Source organism: Candidatus Limimorpha avicola, from assembly GCF_056978975.1.
This window is the reverse complement of the sequence record NZ_DBMCYK010000014.1, coordinates 1-19,868: the sequence shown is the minus strand read 5'-3', so window position 1 is coordinate 19,868 and position 19,868 is coordinate 1. Positions and strand designations below refer to the sequence as shown.

The 19,868-nt window shown below is 34.2% G+C and carries 18 protein-coding genes; 15 read left to right on the top strand and 3 right to left on the bottom strand.

The window, feature by feature from the left end:
- Positions 1-26 precede the first annotated feature (26 nt).
- Entirely contained in the window at positions 27-1,217 is a 1,191-nt protein-coding gene (locus ACZOVS_RS07210) for an MFS transporter (protein ID WP_483996563.1), read from the bottom strand.
- 1,011 nt (positions 1,218-2,228) lie between these two features.
- On the opposite strand from ACZOVS_RS07210, the gene gltX reads away from it, so the two are divergent.
- From gltX to ACZOVS_RS07170, 8 genes are all read left to right on the top strand, one after another.
- The gene (gene gltX, locus ACZOVS_RS07205; protein ID WP_483996562.1) at positions 2,229-3,749 is read left to right on the top strand and encodes a glutamate--tRNA ligase; all 1,521 of its coding nucleotides are present in this window, start codon (positions 2,229-2,231) and stop codon (positions 3,747-3,749) included.
- Between the two features lie 5 nt (positions 3,750-3,754).
- On the top strand, positions 3,755-4,108 hold the full coding sequence (gene folB, locus ACZOVS_RS07200; protein ID WP_483996561.1) for a dihydroneopterin aldolase: 354 nt from the start codon (positions 3,755-3,757) through the stop codon (positions 4,106-4,108).
- A 258-nt stretch (positions 4,109-4,366) separates the two neighbouring features.
- Positions 4,367-4,939 carry a hypothetical protein gene (locus ACZOVS_RS07195; protein ID WP_483996560.1) on the top strand — a complete coding sequence of 191 codons (573 nt, stop codon included), beginning with the start codon at positions 4,367-4,369 and terminating at the stop codon, positions 4,937-4,939.
- Between the two features lies 1 nt (position 4,940).
- A complete protein-coding gene (locus ACZOVS_RS07190; RefSeq protein ID WP_483996559.1) occupies positions 4,941-6,179 on the top strand; it encodes an MFS transporter in 1,239 nt (412 codons plus the stop codon).
- Positions 6,180-6,318: 139 nt separating this feature from the next.
- Entirely contained in the window at positions 6,319-7,089 is a 771-nt protein-coding gene (locus ACZOVS_RS07185) for a glycosyltransferase family 2 protein (RefSeq protein WP_483996558.1), read from the top strand.
- A 45-nt stretch (positions 7,090-7,134) separates the two neighbouring features.
- On the top strand, positions 7,135-8,385 hold the full coding sequence (locus ACZOVS_RS07180) for a phosphoglycerate kinase (protein ID WP_483996557.1): 1,251 nt from the start codon (positions 7,135-7,137) through the stop codon (positions 8,383-8,385).
- Positions 8,386-8,458: 73 nt separating this feature from the next.
- A complete protein-coding gene (locus tag ACZOVS_RS07175) occupies positions 8,459-8,968 on the top strand; it encodes an ECF transporter S component (protein WP_483996556.1) in 510 nt (169 codons plus the stop codon).
- 72 nt (positions 8,969-9,040) lie between these two features.
- On the top strand, positions 9,041-9,469 hold the full coding sequence (locus ACZOVS_RS07170; RefSeq protein WP_483996555.1) for a DUF1893 domain-containing protein: 429 nt from the start codon (positions 9,041-9,043) through the stop codon (positions 9,467-9,469).
- A gap of 3 nt (positions 9,470-9,472) precedes the next feature.
- On the opposite strand, the gene ACZOVS_RS07165 is transcribed toward ACZOVS_RS07170, so the two are convergent.
- Together ACZOVS_RS07165 and rpiB are read right to left on the bottom strand one after the other, a co-directional pair.
- Positions 9,473-10,852, bottom strand: a complete 1,380-nt coding sequence (locus ACZOVS_RS07165; RefSeq protein WP_483996554.1) for an LUD domain-containing protein — start codon at positions 10,850-10,852, stop codon at positions 9,473-9,475.
- Positions 10,853-10,854: 2 nt separating this feature from the next.
- Positions 10,855-11,292: a ribose 5-phosphate isomerase B gene (gene rpiB / locus ACZOVS_RS07160; protein ID WP_483996553.1), complete on the bottom strand. Its 438-nt coding sequence runs from the start codon at positions 11,290-11,292 to the stop codon at positions 10,855-10,857.
- Positions 11,293-11,823: 531 nt separating this feature from the next.
- Here rpiB and ACZOVS_RS07155 point away from each other — a divergent pair.
- The 7 genes from ACZOVS_RS07155 (at position 11,824) to ACZOVS_RS07125 (ending at position 19,631) form a co-directional block, all read left to right on the top strand.
- On the top strand, positions 11,824-12,306 hold the full coding sequence (locus tag ACZOVS_RS07155; protein WP_483996552.1) for a low molecular weight protein-tyrosine-phosphatase: 483 nt from the start codon (positions 11,824-11,826) through the stop codon (positions 12,304-12,306).
- A 21-nt stretch (positions 12,307-12,327) separates the two neighbouring features.
- Positions 12,328-13,011 carry a DUF2461 domain-containing protein gene (locus ACZOVS_RS07150; RefSeq protein ID WP_483996551.1) on the top strand — a complete coding sequence of 228 codons (684 nt, stop codon included), beginning with the start codon at positions 12,328-12,330 and terminating at the stop codon, positions 13,009-13,011.
- Positions 13,012-13,331: 320 nt separating this feature from the next.
- Positions 13,332-13,883 (top strand): RNA polymerase sigma factor, encoded by a 552-nt coding sequence (locus tag ACZOVS_RS07145; RefSeq protein WP_483996550.1) that lies wholly within the window; start codon positions 13,332-13,334, stop codon positions 13,881-13,883.
- Positions 13,867-14,382, top strand: coding sequence for a hypothetical protein (locus ACZOVS_RS07140; RefSeq protein WP_483996549.1), 516 nt, complete (start codon positions 13,867-13,869; stop codon positions 14,380-14,382). The genes ACZOVS_RS07145 and ACZOVS_RS07140 overlap by 17 nt, the downstream gene beginning before the upstream one ends.
- A gap of 1 nt (position 14,383) precedes the next feature.
- Positions 14,384-15,700, top strand: coding sequence for a hypothetical protein (locus ACZOVS_RS07135; protein ID WP_483996548.1), 1,317 nt, complete (start codon positions 14,384-14,386; stop codon positions 15,698-15,700).
- A gap of 341 nt (positions 15,701-16,041) precedes the next feature.
- A complete protein-coding gene (locus tag ACZOVS_RS07130; protein ID WP_483996547.1) occupies positions 16,042-18,495 on the top strand; it encodes a TonB-dependent receptor in 2,454 nt (817 codons plus the stop codon).
- Positions 18,496-18,638: 143 nt separating this feature from the next.
- Complete coding sequence (locus ACZOVS_RS07125) at positions 18,639-19,631, top strand: M28 family peptidase (protein WP_483996546.1); 993 nt, start codon at positions 18,639-18,641, stop codon at positions 19,629-19,631.
- Positions 19,632-19,868 lie beyond the last annotated feature (237 nt).

The window sequence follows — 19,868 nt, the reverse complement described above, 5'->3', positions numbered from 1 at the left end:
ACCGAACATTGAGATGTATCAGATAATTACGTTTCAGACCTATGTCCATGAGGATTAAGCGATGACTGATGATTGCGACCGAAGATATAATAATAAATTAAAGAAAGCACACCTGTCACAGCAATGAGCAGGAACATATTATCATAACCCAAATGTTTCACCAAGACCCCGGCTACAAAACCTCCCAAGGCAATACCGAAATCGAAAGCGACAAAAAAAGTAGAACTTGCAGCACCACGGCGTTCCGGAGCAACGGCATGCATTGCCATAGTCTGCAACGACGGCTGTATAGCACCGAAACTGTATCCAAGCAACAAAGCAGACAAGACATAACAAGGTATATTATGTGCCAAAACCAAAAGCAATATGCCGCCAACAATAGCGACATTACCGGTATAAACCATAGGAGCCTCACCATATTTATCGACAGCTCGACCCAACAAGATACGGGTAAGCACAGTAGCGACAGCGATACAAATAAAATAAATTCCACCACTCGGCAAATGGTTCGCAGTAGCATAAATTGCCACATAAACCTCCACCACACCATAAGCCATCATGAAGAAAAACTGTGTGACAGACGCCGGAATCGACATTCGTTCAAATAACTCATTAAAATGTAACGGTTCGGTAGAGAGTTTATATTTCTTGTCTTTTATACTGACACCGACAAGCAATGCAATCAAGGCAGACAAGGCAGCGGCGGCAAACAAAGGACGGAAGCCCCAAATATTCATCAATGCCAAACCGAGGGCAGGGGCTGCAGCAGTGGAAAGTGCCATAGACAACCCGTACATTCCCAGTCCTTCACCCATACGACTGTGCGGAATGATGTCGGCGACCCATGTAGATGAGGCATTGCTCGAAGCAGCATGAAACGCACCATGCAAGGTACGCAGCAAAATCGCCATGGAGATACCAGCCGAAACAAAATAACCCATAGGTATCAACGTCATGCCTGTCAAACCCAATATTAAAATGGCACAACGTCCTTTGGTATCAACCAACCAGCCTACGAAAGGACGAGAAACAATGGAAGCAATACTGAACAAGGCAGTGGCTATACCTATGGCAACAGCATCACCTCCTAAATATGTGACAAAAAACGGAAATGTGGGCAATAACGCATGAAAATTAACGAAAATGAAAAAATTTACCAAGCAAATCTTTACAAAAGAGCCGGTCCATAACTTAGGTTGAACAATGTTTGAAATCATAATATCACTGTTTTTAACTTGTTTGTCCAAATAAAAAAAGCCCATCGACGAAAATCAACTAGACTTACGTGATGGACACTACATGTTGGTTATAAACACTGCAAAAATACAAAAAAATCACTTTTTATCGGTCACCAAAAAAAGTAAAAAATTTTTCAACAAACATCACAAATAATGTAATTTTTGATTTTATTATATTGATTTACAATATTTTTATAAAAATATCATCTTAAAATAACTTAAACGAACTGTGTTATTATATATGAAATGTCGGATATTCATCCGTCAAATGAAAACTTTTAAATAAAGCAAATTTGAAAAAGAAAAATCCTGGAAAGCCCCGCTTGGGCGTAGAAAAGTTACAATGATTCTTTGAGAGTATAAAACAGCAATAATACTTTTGTGAAGAGCGGATACAATTCCATAATTTTCATTTCATGAACTTGTAAAACTAAAAATATCACGAAAGCATAAAATCGCAAAGCTCACAATAAAGTAATAAGCAAGAAATCAATTGCCAATTCAAAACAGAATTTAGACATAATGGAACATACAAATGCATCCTGTTTCCATTTACACAATATTTCGGACAATGTAGAATGGTGAAGTTGAAAAAAGTTGAGTTGAAATGACCAAGTCTTGTCCAAATAATCTATCCAAATCAGAATGTTTTTTTGAGTATTTTCTGAATATCAATGTGATATAAATGTCCAAGATTGAACCAGAAATATAGAACTGAACTTTGACCGAATCTAAATTATCAGCAGGAAACAATAAAAACGTAATCGTCACAGATATTTTTACTTACGAACCACTTACAAACTCAACAAAAAACAAAATGTGGAAATGCACATTTTAAACTATTTAAAGATATATACTACAAAATCGTTAATTCTGTCAGTAATCTTACTTGAAAATTCATATAAATCCTTGTTTCTCACTTCACTTCACATAATCAAAAAAAAATTGAACAATAACTGAAATGTACTATCTTTGCAAAAAGTTTATACGATGAAAAAAGTTCGAGTACGTTTTGCACCAAGTCCGACAGGACCATTACATATAGGTGGTGTCAGGACAGCATTATACAATTATCTGTTTGCGAAAAAAAACGGCGGTAAAATGATACTCCGCATAGAAGATACCGACCAAACACGTTTTGTGCCCGGTGCCGAGGAATATATCATAAAATCTTTGGACTGGTGCAGAATAAAATTCGATGAAAGCGATATCGTCGGCGGAGATTACGGTCCTTACAAACAGAGCAACAGAAAAGCCCTTTACAAACAATACAGCGATGAATTGCTCGCAAAAGGTCATGCCTACATAGCTTTCGATACTCCTGAGGAATTAGACCGTTACAGAACAGAGGCTGAAAGCAATAAAAAGACTTTCATTTACAACGCGGAAAGCCGCAAAACTTTGCGTAACAGTCTTAACATGAGTAAAGATGAAGTGGATAATCTCATCAATTCTGGGATTCCTTATACAGTACGTTTCATGATGCCGGAGAATTATGAAGTGGAGATGCACGACATTATCAGAGGAGATATCAAAGTCAACACCAAGACTTTGGATGACAAAGTGTTATTCAAATCCGACGGCATGCCCACATATCATCTTGCCAATATTGTCGATGACCATCTTATGAAGATAAGCCATGTCATCAGAGGAGAAGAGTGGTTGCCTTCCATGCCTTTGCATGTACTGTTATACAAGGCTTTTGGCTGGGAAGCGCCGGAATTTGCACATCTTCCTTTGTTGCTGAAACCTGACGGTAATGGCAAACTCAGCAAACGCGACGGCGACAGATTGGGATTTCCTGTTTTCCCATTGTGTTGGGAAGATCCTAAAACCGGAGAAATATCGTCCGGATACAAACAATCCGGCTATTATCCCGAGGCATTTATCAATATGTTGGCATTGCTCGGCTGGAATCCGGGGACAGAACAGGAAATTTTCAGCATGGACGAACTGATTGAGGCTTTCTCACTCGAACATTGCAATAAATCAGGTGCACGATTCAATGTGGAAAAAACCAAATGGTTCAATCATGAATATCTCATGCGCAAATCGAGCGAAGAGGTGGGAGCAGAGTATGCCGAATGGCTTAAAACCGAAAAAGGCATTGTCGCTGACCAACTCTATGTCAATGAAGTAACTGCCTTGGTAAAAGACAGAGTCAACTTTGTAAAAGAACTCTGGGACCAAAGTTTCTTCTTCTTCGAAGAGCCTGTGACATACGATGAGGTGACAGTGAAAAAACGGTGGAAAGAAAATTCGCCGGAATTGATGAAAATGGCAGCAGAGGTAATAAATAATATCGAAGACTTCAGTTCGAACAATATAGAAGAGACTCTCAACAACTGGATAAATTCCAACGAATTGGGCATGGGACCCGTGATGAACGGATTGCGTCTTATGCTTGTGGGAGCCGGCAAAGGTCCTCATATCCATGAGATAATTCACCTCCTTGGCAAGGAAACGACATTAAAACGTATAGATAAAGGTATCAAAGCTTTGGCAAAATAAATATCATGGCAATCATATCAATAGAAAATATGGAGTTCTATGCCTATCACGGCTGCTTTGAAGAAGAACAAAAGATAGGTACACGTTTTCAGGTGGATCTTAACATGGAAGTTGATACTTCTTTATCTGAAAATTCAGACAATCTTAATGATACTGTTGATTATCTTGCTGTTTATCAATCTGTTAAAGATGAAATGATGAAACCTTCCAAACTACTCGAACATCTGGCAAGAAGAATATTGAACAGAGTTGGCCGGGATTTTGCAAATGTGAAATATGCCCGGGTTAAAGTTAAGAAAATGAATCCTCCTTTGGGTGGAAAAATAGAATATGTAGCAGTAGAATTAGAATCGGAATAAAACAAACTTATCTACTTTCATTTTAGAAAAAGGCAAGCCAAAACATAAATTTTTGGCTTGTTTTCTTATAACAATATAAAACATTTTAAAAATGCTGTTCATCAATTATTATTCTCAAGAAATAAAATCAAAGGATCTTTTGCATAAAACAATAAATCTATCAAAAATAATCACATTTTAAAAATAACATAAAGAAAATTTTAAAGAAAAATAAAACTTTATTTCGGCGACATTGTTTTTCAAACAAAAAACAAAGTCATGAAAAAACTATTCAAATTATTATTAATTACCTGCATATCAGGTATTTATTTAACATCTTGTAACGATGATGATCAACCTTACTACAGTGCTACAATGTCAACATATTTCGTTACAGACCTTAAAGGCATTACAAGTCTCAATTCTCAAATTATGTTGGACACTTTCAACACGGCAGCATTGCTAAATCCAGCCAATAATGCAGACTATTGGTATTACCGTTACGGAGTCAGAGAAGTACAAGTTACCGGAGTCAGTATGAAAATTACAAGTACTAATGACGATTTCGATGTAATTAATGGAACATTGAGTTTCTATGAAATAGGATTGGATACTGTAGTAGTCAACAAAACAAACAATACTCCGATAACTCAATGGACAATGAATAATACTAATTTTAAACTTGGGCAAACAGTAATTTTCAATAATTCAAATAACCAATATGAGGATATCGCTGATTTACTATATAATTTCGATCCTTTTGGAATTACATTCGAAGGTTCAACCAACAACAACAACATACAATTTAACTGTCAACTTTTAATAACAGCAAAAGTTTGGATAAATTATTGATATGCAAAAGATTAAAACCGGACAAGGTAACATTCCATTAATCAGTTTAATAGCGATTTGGTCAATCTCTTTGGTTGTAAATTTGCCGGGATTGGCCATTTCGCCACTATTGGCAAGTCTCGAAAAAATTTTTCCGAAAGCCGGAACATTAGAAGTCCAATTATTGACAATATTGCCAAACTTTTTTATCATACCTTTTATTTTATTATCAGGAAAGTTATCAGTTTACAAAAACAAGGAATTATTAGTATTTACCGGATTATTATTATATTTGATTTGTGGAATAATATATCTTTTTGCACAAAACATCACCACACTGATCATACTCAGTTGTCTTCTCGGCATAGCATGTGGAATAGTAATACCTTTGGCAGCAGGGCTTATAACGGACACATTCACGGGTGTTTACAGAACAAAACAACTCGGAATAAAATCCGGAATAGCCAACTTGTCTTTAGTAGCTGCCACTCTTTTAGTAGGTTGGCTCGGAAAAATAGACTGGCATCTGCCTTTTGCTGTATATATGATCCCTGTCATACCTCTTATTCTAACGCCATTCCTCAAACATAGAACGTCAGAATCTAAAAGAATCATTACAAATGCCATAAAAAACAGCGAAAATATAAACGGAAATTCTGCTAATCCATTAAACAAGAAATTACAGAAAAATCTGCTTTGGGAACAAATAATTGTATATTTCTTATTGACATTCAGTGCAATAACAATAACATACTATCTTCCTTTCCTAATGCAGGACAACAAAATGGGGACAACACAAGTCGGAATTGCTACATCTGTGTTTTTCCTCTTTATCACCATACCCGGATTTAGTCTGACTTTTCTCGTCAAAATTCTTGGAAGAAGTATCAAACCAATAAGTATATCCATGATAATAATCGGATTGTCATTGATTGCAGCCTTCAACAATCTATATATTTTCATTATCGCTTCGGCATTGACAGGAATGGGATATGGTATAATGCAGCCTCTGATTTACGATGCAACCTCTCTGTTGGCAACAAAAAAGAACTTGCAAACATTATATTTGTCATATATCTTTACTGCCAACTATATTGCAGTGGCGACAGCACCATTCATCATAGACTTTTTCAAATCGCTGTTACATACCGACAACAATGTCTTTCCTTTCATTTTCAATGCTATCATCATGTTTATCTTGCTGACTTTTCAAATAATTAAACTTACCAAAAAAGATACAAAACAAATTAAAAATACCTGACTTTTCCATCTTTGACATATTCTATCATCAGGACTTGCATAATGAAAATTAAACAAATCTTTTGATTTCAAAATACTTTTTTGTTTTATCTTTGCAGAAGTATCTATATGAAATTAGAAATAAAGTCAAAGATAATGTCATGCAAAAGATATCGGTAACAATTATCACATTCAATGAAGAAAAAAAAATTCGACAGTGTATCAATTCTGTCAAGACTTTTGCAGATGAGATAATTGTTGTTGATTCAAACTCCACCGATTCCACGGAATCAATTTGTAAAGAATTGGGAGTCAATTTTATAAAACAAAATTGGCTCGGTTATTCCGAACAAAAAAACTTTGCCAACAAATTGGCAAACAATGACTGGATTTTTTCCATTGATGCTGATGAGATGGTTTCTGAAAAACTTTCCAATTCAATATTAAAGTTGAAGAATGAAGATACTGATATCGATACTATATTCACAATGAACAGGTTGACAAATTACTGCGGGAAATGGATGTATCATTGCGGAATGTATCCCGACAGAAAAACGAGGTTATGGAACAGAACAATAGGAAAGTGGGAAGGTTCCATACACGAAACATTGAAATTCAGCTGTAAGACAAAAAATGTTTTGCTAAATGGCGATTTGCTTCATTATTCTTTCGATACTACTGAAGATTTTGAACGTCAAATCTTTAAATTTGCAGAAATGAGAGGACATTATTATCATGAAAAAGGTCATAAAAATGCCTTTTTGTTGTCTGTTTTGTCCCCATTTCATATCTTTTTTCGCAATTATATTCTGAAACTCGGTTTCTTGGATGGCAAAACCGGTTGGTATATTTGCATGACCACTGCAAAAGCCACCAATTTTAAATATAAAGTGCTTAAAAATCTTAACAAATCAAAAGAAAAATTAACATAATAGATTTTAACAAAAGAAAACAAATATTAACTTAAATTATTTATTATGAAGACCATAGATCAAATCAACTACAAAGACAAAAGAGTCGTGATGAGAGTGGATTTCAATGTCCCTTTGGATGAAAATTTCAACATCACCGACGACACTCGCATGAGAGCTGCTATTCCTACAATACGCAAAGTGTTGAATGACGGAGGTATGGTAATCTTAATGTCACATCTCGGACGTCCTAAGAAAAATCCTGACCCGAAATATTCTCAAAAACATATCCTGAAACATTTGGAAGAACTACTCGGAAAACCCGTAGCCTTTGCCGATGATTGTCAAAAAGCAGCAGAACAAGTAAAAAACATGAAACCAGGTGATGTCTTACTACTTGAGAATCTTCGTTTTTATGCAGAAGAGGAAGGCAAACCTCGTGACATTGAAAAAGACGATCCTAATTACGAAACTGCAAAAAAAGCACTGAAAGAAAGCCAGAAAGAGTTTACAAAAACTTTAGCTTCATACGGAGACTATTATATAAATGACGCTTTCGGCACAGCTCACCGCAAACATGCTTCTACAGCACTGATAGCTGATTATTTCGACAGCGACCACAAATCTTTCGGATATCTCATGTCTAATGAAGTAGCCGCCATTGACAAAGTTCTCAAAGATATAAAACGTCCTTTCACAGCCATTATGGGAGGCTCCAAAGTATCAACAAAAATCGATATCATCGAAAATCTGCTTACCAAAGTTGACAACCTCATCCTGTGTGGCGGCATGACTTATACTTTCAAGAAGGCTTTGGGAGGAAACATAGGCAATTCTATATGCGAACTCGACAAATTGGACCTCGCTCTCGATATTTTGGCTAAAGCCAAAGACAAGGGAGTGAAACTTTATCTCGCCATCGATGCTGTAGTAGGAGACTCTTTCTCTAACGACGCTCATACTCAAATCGTTGACCCTATGAATATACCGGAAGGCTGGGAAGGTATGGACATTGGACCCAAGACAAGGGAATTGTTCGCTGAAGTGATAGAAAATTCTAAAACCATATTGTGGAACGGTCCTTGCGGAGTGTTCGAATTCGACAACTTCGCCAATGGTTCGCGCGCTATCGCTGAAGCAATAGTCAAAGCTACAGAAAAAGGCGCTTTCTCTCTCATTGGGGGAGGCGATTCCGTAGCTTGTATCAACAAATTCGGTCTCGCCGACAAGGTATCATACGTGTCAACAGGCGGTGGAGCTCTGTTAGAAGCTATCGAAGGCAAAGAACTTCCCGGCATAGCTGCAATCAACAAATGATGACTTATCAAATGTGTCATGATTTTTTAGTCGTGACACATTTTCTAATTCTAAAATTACAACTTTCAACATTATGCAAAAAAGTATCAAGATTTATAAACTCGGATTGGATGAGTTGAGGACTTATCTCTTTGTTTTACTGTTCGTCACAGGCAATATAATATTGCCGCAACTGTGCCATCTCATTCCTGACGGCGGAAAAATATTCCTTCCAATATATTTTTTCACATTGATAGGTGCATACAAATACGGCATTAAAGTAGGTCTTATTACTGCCGTACTGTCTCCCGTCGTCAACAGTCTTTTGTTCGGCATGCCTGCCGCTGCAGCATTGTCTGGAATAATGATAAAATCCATGTTTCTTGCCATTGCAGCTTCATGGATAGCCGAAAAAAACAATAAATTGTCATTATGGATTGTTCTTTTGGTAGTACTGTCTTACCAGATTTTCGGAACTGTTGCTGAATGGTGTTTCTCTGGCTCCCTGATGTCAGCTTCACAAGATTTCAGATTAGGTATCCCCGGTATGTTGATTCAATGGATAGCCGGTTATGCAATATTGAGATGGTGTTCTGAAAAATAAATCTTTCACACTAACATAATGGAGGCGTGTCTTATTTCTATAATATGATATGCCTCCTTTAAAAAAATAATCATGACAATGTTAATAGATATTAACAAATTGAAGAATATTCTTTCAGAAAACAATTATTCCATTGTCATACAATCAGAAATGGGAGAAATATTGACATTCAACGACAGAGGTGTAAAAACTCTGATAAAAATTATAGACAATAATCCTTCTTTTTTAAAAAATGCCATACTTGCAGACAAAGTGATTGGAAAAGCCGCTGCCCTGTTGATGGTCTTTGGTGGTGTAAAAGAAGTATTTGCATTAGTAATCAGCACTCCTGCACTTATGGTACTCGAAAAAAACAATATCACAGTATCTTTCGATTTATTGACAGAAAGGATAAAAAACAGAAAAGGAGATGGATTATGCCCAATGGAAAGTCTTTGTCTTAATATAGACAATCCTGAAACAGCATACGAAAAATTAAAAGAAAATTTAAATAGTTTATAACCGTTATTTTTCCAACCCGTTAAGTTTTTTCCAATATTGAGAAAAAGAATTTTCAGCAAAAACAGGTATCTCTCTTTTGACTCCCCACGTCTTTCCAAGCAGCATCCTTAATTCCTTATTTTTCATATTATAACCTCCTTTCTCCATGTTCTTCCTGTTTTTCAATCTATTGGATATAAAATAATATAACAGACCGTCTTTAGTAAAAATACTCTCTTTTTTTGCAAATTTCAACCTGTTGCTGAATATCAACTCACGAAATGAAATATTCATAGGACATACATCTTCGCATTGTCCGCAAGAAGTACATAAGTTACAATAATGAGAATAATCTTCAGATTTATTAATTAAAGGTATCAACACAGTGCCGACAGGACCGTAATTGGAATTTTCATAAAGACTTTTGGAAATTATGTTAGTTATTGGACAAACCTTTTGACATGCACCGCAATGTAAACATGTCAACACTGTCTTCTGTTTTTCTTCAGCAAAAACTTCCGACCTTCCGTTATCAAGCAATATCAAATACAATTTATGCTTTTTACCATAGTCTGTATTATTATTTATTATGGAAATCATTGAAGAACAATTATCTATGGCATCATCATAAATCTTGGACAATGGAAGCAGCACATTCAAATCATTGAAGGAAGGTATTACTTTATCAATTCCGGCAATTATTATATGAACATCGGCACGACTTATCGCTTTAATAATATTGCCTTCATTTTCAGTTATTACAACACTTCCATCATCGGAAACAAGAAAATCAGCACCGGTAATTATCGTATCCGCAGCATAAATTTTATCTTTCAAAATGTCTGTAACATATTCCAACAACAAAGGTGCATCATCTGCAAAATCTTTTTTGAATTTTTTAGATAAAATCTGAGATACATCAGCGGAAGTCTTATTATCGTAATTGATTAAATTCAAATCTGTACGGTCAGCCGCCAATTTTAAAAGATATTCATTGATATCAAGATCTTCAACATTAAAACCTCTGTCAATCAAGATATCATATAAATTTATCTCATCAATGACAGAATTGTCGGATTTTACGATATTCTTTAAATTGTTTTCTTTTAATATATTAACAACAGATTCCAAAGCCTCGTCGGCATTACATGCCCAAATAACTTTTCCTCCATTCTTAATAAAATTAGTTTCAAAATCCACCAATAACTTGTCATAATTTTTAAAAGCTTTGTTTCTGATGTTGAAAGCCCGAGATTTCTCCAATTCATAATCGGAATATTTTTCTTTCCCGGCTGTAAGAAACTGCCTGTAATAGACATATTCATCCATCTTTTTTTTATAATGGACATTATCCGATGCCATTTTCTCAGACTCTTTGGCAAATTCAAAGCTTTTATCAGCCATAATCAGAACTTTTCTATTTTTTCAATTCTTCTAATATGTCTTCCGCCTTCAAAATCCGTATTTAAAAAAGCCTGTACAATATCCCAAGCAGTTTCATTGCTGATAAAACGACCTGGCAACGACAGAATATTGGCGTCATTATGCTGACGAGCCAACTTTCCGAGTTCTACATTCCAACACAAAGCTGCACGTACATGAGGATGTTTGTTGGCAGTCATCTGTGCTCCATTGCCACTTCCACATATTATTATTCCTAAAGAATATTTTCCATTTTGTATGTCGGTAGCCAAAGGATGTATCATATCCGGATAATCTACACTGTCATCTGAATAACAACCATAGTCTTTTACTTCATAACCGTTTTCTTTCAGTCTTTCAATTAAATATGATTTCATGGCAAAACCTCCATGATCACTCGCTATAGGAATTATTCTTTTCATACTGCAAATGTTGATAAATTTTTACAAAGGTAAAAATATTTTTTGTTTTATCACTTCCTTTTATTCTAATTTATAATTATTTACAAATTGCAGTTTTTTAACATTAATTTTATCTACTTGCTAATCAAATGGCAAAAAGATATTAACATGTATGCTGTTGATAAAGATTGAAAACTTTTTCGAGTATATTCAAAGTGTATGTTTTGAATGTTGATAACTCTGATTTAAATGATTTTATGAACTATTATCTACAGTGAAATACACAGTAAAATTGAACTTATTTTTTTGATAATTAAATATTTAAGTACTTATCAACAGTAACTTATTCATTTATTTTTTCATTTAATAATTTAAGCAAAAATAAAAGCATACATGTTTAAGTGATTTAAACAGTCAAAAAAATTTCGTCCACAGAAGTCGATATATATGTATAACTTTTAAAGTTATAAGGTAGTTCACATGAAATTCTTTCAAAATATTGTATCTTTGTAATGGTTTTGATACGTAATAGAAGATTGTAATAGTTTGATTATGTTGAAGAAAAAGATATTGTTTGTTTGTCTTGGCAATATTTGCCGTTCTCCTGCTGCCGAAGAAGTCATGCGTTCTTTTGTCGAAAAAGAAGGTTTGTCTTCATTATTCTATATAGACAGTGCAGGATTAACGTCTTTTCATCGAGGTGAAATGCCGGATAGACGTATGAGGGATCATGCGTCAAAACGTGGCTATAGTCTCACTCATTTATCGAGACCTTTAATAATTGAGGATTTTTATAATTTTGACATGATTTTCGGAATGGATAAACAGAATATGAAAAGTCTTTATAAAATGGCTCCGGAAACATCTGTTGAGAATAAGATTTATCGTTTGACAGATTTTTGTGTCAAATATAAAGCAGATGATATTCCGGATCCTTATTATGGAGGTCCGGAAGGCTTCGATTATGTGATGGATTTGTTGGAAGATGCTTGCAATGGTCTTATCAGTTATTTAAAAAATGATTTATTGTCTTAATTATCAAAATATTTTGAATTTATGAAAGAAGTTTTGGATTTTTTGAATGAATTGGCAGAAAATAACAACAGAAATTGGTTTCAAAATAATAAAAACCGGTATCTTAAAGTTCAAAATAAGATTAATGACTTTGCATTGCAACTGATTCAAGGCATCTCTGAATTTGATGACAGTATAAAAAATATAGGAGTTAAAGATGCTACTTACAGAATTTATCGTGATATCAGATTTTCGCACGATAAAAGACCTTATAAAACACATATAGGTATTTTTGTATGTCCTCGCGGTAAAAATTCCGGTTTGTCTGGTTACTATTTTCATGTGGAATCGGATTATTCTGATTTTTTAAGCCGTAGCGGATTATTCGTCGGTTTATATAATCCTGAAAGCTGGATGATGCAAAGTATTCGCGAAGATATTGTTTCTGACGGTGAAACTTTTCATAATTCCGTTCTTGCTGCGGCAAATTTTACTCTTGATACGTCTCAGAAATATGTCAAGATTCCTAAAGGATTTTCAGAAAATGATAAATATGCCGATTATATTAGATTGAAGTCATTGTCTCTTTGGGAACCTGCTGATAAAGATATTTTGTTTTCTGACAGTCTTTTAGATTGGGTGTTGAAAGAATTTAAGACGACTTATTCATTCAATACTTTTATTAATAGAGCCATACTTTTCGCCATGGAAAACGGCGAATATTGATGTGCTATTCATTGTTTTTTTATGAAAAAAGTGAAGTAATGGATAAAATAATAAATTTCTTTCAGAGAATTGAATGTTTTGAATAAATCCATGTAAATTGGAAAAGAGCATTTCGAATTTTTAACATTACTGTCCGACAAAATTCTATGTAGTTACATCATGTTATGGCGTATCTAATACATTATTGTCTTAAATAAAAGCTCAAATTATTCCATGTAACTATTTTAACCGGACAGCAAAGAATATTTTTACATTTTTTTGATAATTTTATGCAGCAGATTTTATGTTTGTCCGTTTATGAAAGTGTAAAAGGTTGAAAGATGAGTTTTGAAGACTTGATAGTGAAGTATAAAAATGGTAACAAAAAGGCAATTATTCAATTGTACAGGTTAGTGAGCAAACCGGTTTTTAATACATGTCTGCGTATGCTGTCCAATGTACAGGATGCCGAAGAAACAATGCAGGATGCAGTGTTGAAGGCTTTTGACAGAATAAATTCTTTTAACGGCAATGCTGATGATTTTATAGCCTTTGTCAAAAAAATAGCCATAAACCGTTGTATAGACAACTATCGTAGAAATAAAAATACTCCGTTCTTTACAGAGTTGAATGATAATGTCGATAATATTCAAGATGATGATTCCGGATTTTACGACGACTGTTCTTTGGAAATGTTAATGTCAAACATAAACAAACTTCCTTCGGGATATAAAATGGTTCTTAATCTCCATCTTATTGAAGATATTGATTTTGAAGATATTGCAATAATGATGAATTTGAAATCTTCCACAGTGCGCTCTCAGTATGTAAGAGCAAAATGTAAATTGTGTGAAATGCTTAAAAAAGAAATGAATTATGAAAATAGAGGATAAAATAAGAAATAACAGAGATTCTTTAGATTTTTTCGACTTGCCGGAAGGTCATGAAAAAAGATTTACTGAAAAGTTGAAATTTAATGATGAGAAACATAATGTAAATATATTTAAGATATTTTTAATAACTGTGTCGTCCGCTGCCGCAATATTGATAATGTTCTTTCTTGTAAACAATTTGATATTGAACAAAGAAAAAATGGAGGAAACTGTCGATGAAGATTATCTTGCGTTGCAGACAATGCGCTCCGTTTATGACGAAAAGTTGGAATCAGCTATTTTCCGCCTCGAAGAGATACTTGAAAATGTTGATGACAGTACCCGTAATGAGATAAGTCTTGTCATTGATGAATTACTCAGTACTTCCGATGAACTCGCGGCAATAGCTCCAATGCCTTTTGAAAAACAAATGGCTATCACTTCACATGTTTATGACTCAAAATTGAGAGTCGTTAATTTGATATCAGATAAATTGGAAAATGTCGATAAAAATGAATAATATGAAAAAAATTGCTTTATTTTTTATGCTGCTGTTATTGTCAGTGAATGATAACATGCTCTTTTCAAAAACCTTTGACAACAGTTTGAATAACGATACTGTCGTTGTCAATATGGGTGGATTTAATTATAAATGTGATAGTTTTGATTTGGATTCGTTGATGCAATCTATTAATGATTATAATGAACATTTAAGTTATTATATGGATTCTCTTTCTGAAAAACTTGAAAATATGACGTTCGAAAAAAATAGAATCCATTATTATAATGATTCATTGAAAATGAATTTAGAGTCTTGTTTTAAAGGATTTGAAAAGACATTCGAAAATTTGGATGTGGTATTTGAAATGTATAGTCCCATATTGAAAAAGATGGATACGGCTTGTTTTGCTGAATTGGGCAATTTGTCGGAAGAATTTGATTATAGCATGGAAGAATTTGATAATTATGGGAAAAAATGGATATGGAAGAAAGATACTGTATATTCCAATAAAATTGAAAAGTCTTTTGATGTTTCTAAAACTTCACGTTTTATTTTTGATGGTAAATTTTCAAATTTGAATATCAAGACATGGAATGAAGACAAAATAGAAATTGATGTCAGAATGATAGTTTTATCTGATTCTAAGATTGATAAATCTAAATTTGACGATGTTTTTGATGTAAATATATATAAAAAGAATAAGGATGTATATCTTTATGCAAGTATGAAAAACAACAGAAACAATCGTAATTATAACAATGAGACGTTGATTTTCGTTTGTGACGTAAAAATGCCTGAATATATGAGTATGGATGTTACTTCTTATTATGCTGATGTTAAACTGCAGAATGTTCATAAACCTTCCTCTTTTAATATTAATTATGGTTCTTTGAGTGGCTTGGATTCTTATGATAAAATAGATTTGAAATTGAAATACGGTAATTGCAAGTTCGACAATATAAGCGATTTGGATGCAGCGATCTATTATTCAGATTGTAACTTTATGAATTGTAGTAGTTACAATGGTACGGTTTATTATTCGGATATTAAATTCCAGGATGTGAATAATATGGATATGTCATTGTATTATAGTGATTTAGTAACCGGAAATATTGGTTCATTAATCATTTCTGCCAATTATTCAGATGTTGTAATGAATGATATTCTGAACTCGTGTAATGCTAATTTGTCGTACAGTGATATGATTGTAAAAAAAATAACAACAAATTGTACCGAATGCAAAATAAAAGGTGTTTTTTCAGAAATAAAAGTTTTTAATGAAAAAGATGGGAAGACTATTAAATATGATGAAATGTTTATTAATACATCCTTATAATATTAGCAGAATATCACTTTCTTTTCATACCTTTTATGATGTAAGCCTGTTTATTCAGGCTTTTTTTGTAAAAAAAATTTCACATTTCTCTTGACATGTAAAAAATTTTTGTAATTTTGCAGTGTAATAGAGTACTAATACAGTATGATTTTAAAAGTACAGTCGATAGAAAAAGGATAAGTATATTGATAATCATTAAATGACTTTTTTTTTAAAAATTTTAAAAAATTGTTGGATTATACAGTTAAATGGAATAAATTTGGACTCTTGAAAAAATGTTTGCAGATAAACAATTATTTTATAAATAAACGTTAAAAAATTTAGTTTTAGACAATATAATTATGAAACGAGCAGCATTCTTATTTGTCGTTATATTATTGAATATTAATATGATGGCGCAAAATTACGTATCCGGGACATTAATTGACAGCATCAATAATGAAAAATTGATGTTTGTAAATGTTGGTTTGTTGAGAGTCAGTGATTCAGTATTCGTCAGTGGTACATCGTCTAATGAGAACGGTTATTTTGAGATGACCAATGTAAAAAATGGCGAATATGATTTTTTTGTTTCTTCCATTGGATATGAGACATTGAAACGCCGATTGAAAGTAGAAGGCAATGTAGATTTGGGAATAATAAAAATAAAACCCGGTGTGACAATGTTGGAAGAAGTCGTGATAACCGAGAAAAAGCCTCTTTTTGCCAATGAAGGGGAAAAGGTATTGTATAATGTGAAAGAAGACCCGACAGTACAGATTGGTACATTGTCCGATGCTTTGCAAAATACTCCCGGTGTTGAAGTCGATGTAGAAGGTAACGTTTCTCTGCGTGGTGTTTCGTCTGTAGAGATTTGGATAAACGACCAGCCTGCTCGTCTCGATTCTGAGAGTTTGAAGACGTATTTACAGCAAATGCCGGCATCTGCTGTGGAGAAGATAGAGGTGATATCCAATCCTTCTGCCCGTTATGCTTCGAAGAGCGACGGCGGTATAATAAATATCGTCACAAATTCCAAGATACAAAACAATCAGTTTCTCAGCTTCGGTACCAATTTCTCTACTCGTCCTCATATTATCCCATGGGTGTCATACGTATGGTCCAACGATAAGATATCGTACAATATTTATGCTAATTTCAATTATGGCAATTATGAGAACATTATTAATGACGAAGGTTTTTATTTTGCCGATTCTCCTACAGGTTCGGGTCTAGATACCGTTACTATTCAAAAAACCAATAATAAAAGCTCGAATTTGAATTTGGGCGGTGGTCTTTATTTTAATATGGATTATAATATAGACTCGATGAATAATGTGTCGTTTTGGACAAGTTTCTGGCCTACCAAAGGTTCCGGTTCGACAGATGGAGACTATTATCGTAAACAGTTCTTCCCTGATCCTTTTGAAGCGTCATATTCTACTAACAGTTCTTATGATGCTTCTTACAAATTCTTATATTTGGGTGCTTATTATCTTCATAAATTCAATAATGAAGGTCATAATATTTCATTTACTGTTAGTGGAGGAACAGGCAATTACGGTACTTTTACAGAAAATGAACGTAATTATGTTTTGCCTTATAATTATCTGTCCAAGATAAACACCGACTCCAAATACAATAATTTTAATTATTCTTTTGATGTGGATTATAATATACCGTATTCAAAAAATGGAGAGATATCTGTTGGTGCTGCCTATTCAAGAGATAATGAAAATGATGTTATGAAATATGATACTTTGTCGGGAGATTCATTCATAAATGATATTTGGCGTTCTTATGATGGCAATTACATATCCGATGAGATGGATGTTTATGTCACAGTTCAACATAAGTTCGGCAATTTTGTAATAAAGCCGGGTTTAAGAATGGAATATGCAAATTTGACAAATAAAATTGAGAGTTATAGCGATTTCAAAAATAACAAGGAATATTTGAATTGGAGACCTACATTACATCTTTCTTATAGGACAAAATCAATGCATAATTTCAGCTTGAGTTATTCTCGGCGTATTAGTAATCCTAATATTCAGAATCTTACGGATTATATTGGTTATGATGAGACAAGCATGAATATTGGAAATATGGATTTGATTCCGACTACAACGAACAGTATAGAAGGAAGTTGGAACAAATATTGGGATAAGTTCGGTTCGGTAGGATTGTCGGGTTATTACAGATTCTCCAACAATTCTATAGATAATGTGTCGGATGTAATGTATGATGGAAATGTATTTGGATATTATGTTAATTATTCTCAGCCTGTTAATGTTGGAGAATCGAGGATGTATGGATTAGAAGCCAATGTGACATACCGACCCAATGCCATGTTCAATATGCGATTGTATGCCAATTTGTATGACTCATATTATAAGACAGTATATAAAGATGATGTTGTTTCCGACGAGATGTTATCCTACAGTTTGAGATTGAACTTATGGACAAAATTGTGGAACAAACTCGAAGTCCATGCGTCAGGTTTTTATCGTTCACCTACACAAGGGCTTTATTCAGAAAGGAAATCGACGTATATGATAAATTGCGGATTGAGAGCCGATTTTTTCAAACGCAAACTGTCGGCTTTTCTCAACGTCTCCGATATTTTCAATTGGAACAAATATGATACTGATGTCACGAATCCTTATTATCACTACACATCATCTTACAAGTGGAATTCACGTTCTGTTTCAGTAGGTGTGGTATTGCGTTTCGGTAAGATGGAACTTGAAAACAGAGCTCTTCAGGGTGAGTCGCAAGGTGGTGGCAGTACCGGTGGTGCCGGTGGAATGAGATAATAATGTTATGTTTATCATGTATAATCCACCGTGTTTTCAACTTTCACGGTGGATTTCTTGTTTTTTACGTACATTATTGTTTGTCTTTTGTTTTACTTCTTGATTCTTTGTTGTATCTTTGCACCAGTCCAAATTGACATGTTATGAAAAAATTTGTTATATTGTTTATGGTTTTGGGCTTGTTTGCATGTAACAATGATAACAAGACTACTAAGACAGCGGAATCGAAGAAAGAGAAAAAAACAGTAATAGTTCCTGTTTTCAATGCGGATTCTGCATATCGATATGTAAAAAAGCAGATAGATTTCGGTCCTCGTGTGCCGGAAAGCAAGGCTCATGAACAGTGTGCCGAATGGCTCGTCTCCATGTTGGACGGTTTTTCCGATACTGTTTATGTTCAGAATTTCAGGACACGTCTTTTTGATGGACGCGGAATAGACGGAAAGAACATCATCGGCGTTTTCAATCCCGATGCCAAAAAGAGAATAGTTCTTGCTGCACATTGGGATACAAGACCTTATGCTGATGCCGACCCTGACAGAGCCAATTGGAACACTCCTATTGACGGTGCCAACGACGGCGCCAGCGGTGTAGGTGTCCTGCTTGAAATAGCACGTCAGTTACATAATCGTAAAATTGACGATAAAATAGGGGTTGATATTGTGCTTTTTGATTTGGAAGACTATGGCGCACCGAGTTTTTCTCAATATAATACGGAAGACAGTTGGTGTTTAGGTTCGCAGTACTGGTCCAAATATCCTCATAAAAATAATTATTCTGCCTATTACGGCATATTGCTCGATATGGTTGGTGTTTCTGATCCGTCTTTCCCTAAGGAATATTATTCTCAGCAGTTCGCTCCCGATATAAGCAATAAGGTATGGCGTGTGGCTCGCGGAATGGGTTATGATATGCACTTTTTGAATGAATTGGGTCATCCTATTACGGACGACCATTATTATATGAACAAAATAGCCGGAATACCTACAATCAATATTATTCATCTTGAATTTGATTCTCCCAATGGCTCCTTTTATGAACATTGGCATACTTTGAAAGATGATATAGAAAGTATAGACCCAAAATCATTGGATATGGTAGGTAATGTTGTGCTTAATGTCATTTATAATGAATGATATGGAGTTTATTTTTCAGGTTTGAACGGAATGTTTTTTCGAAATTCGATAATTCATTTATTGCTATCCGAGAAAATATCATGAAGTAATAACCGATGTTTTAGCCATATTGTTTGGCACAGCCCAATAGGTTCGAAGGTAGTGTTTCAAAAAGTGTGTAATTGAGATTCATATTTCGACTGCAAATATATACATTTTTTTAATTTGTCAAATAATTGTCAAAGCAGATCGCAAAGG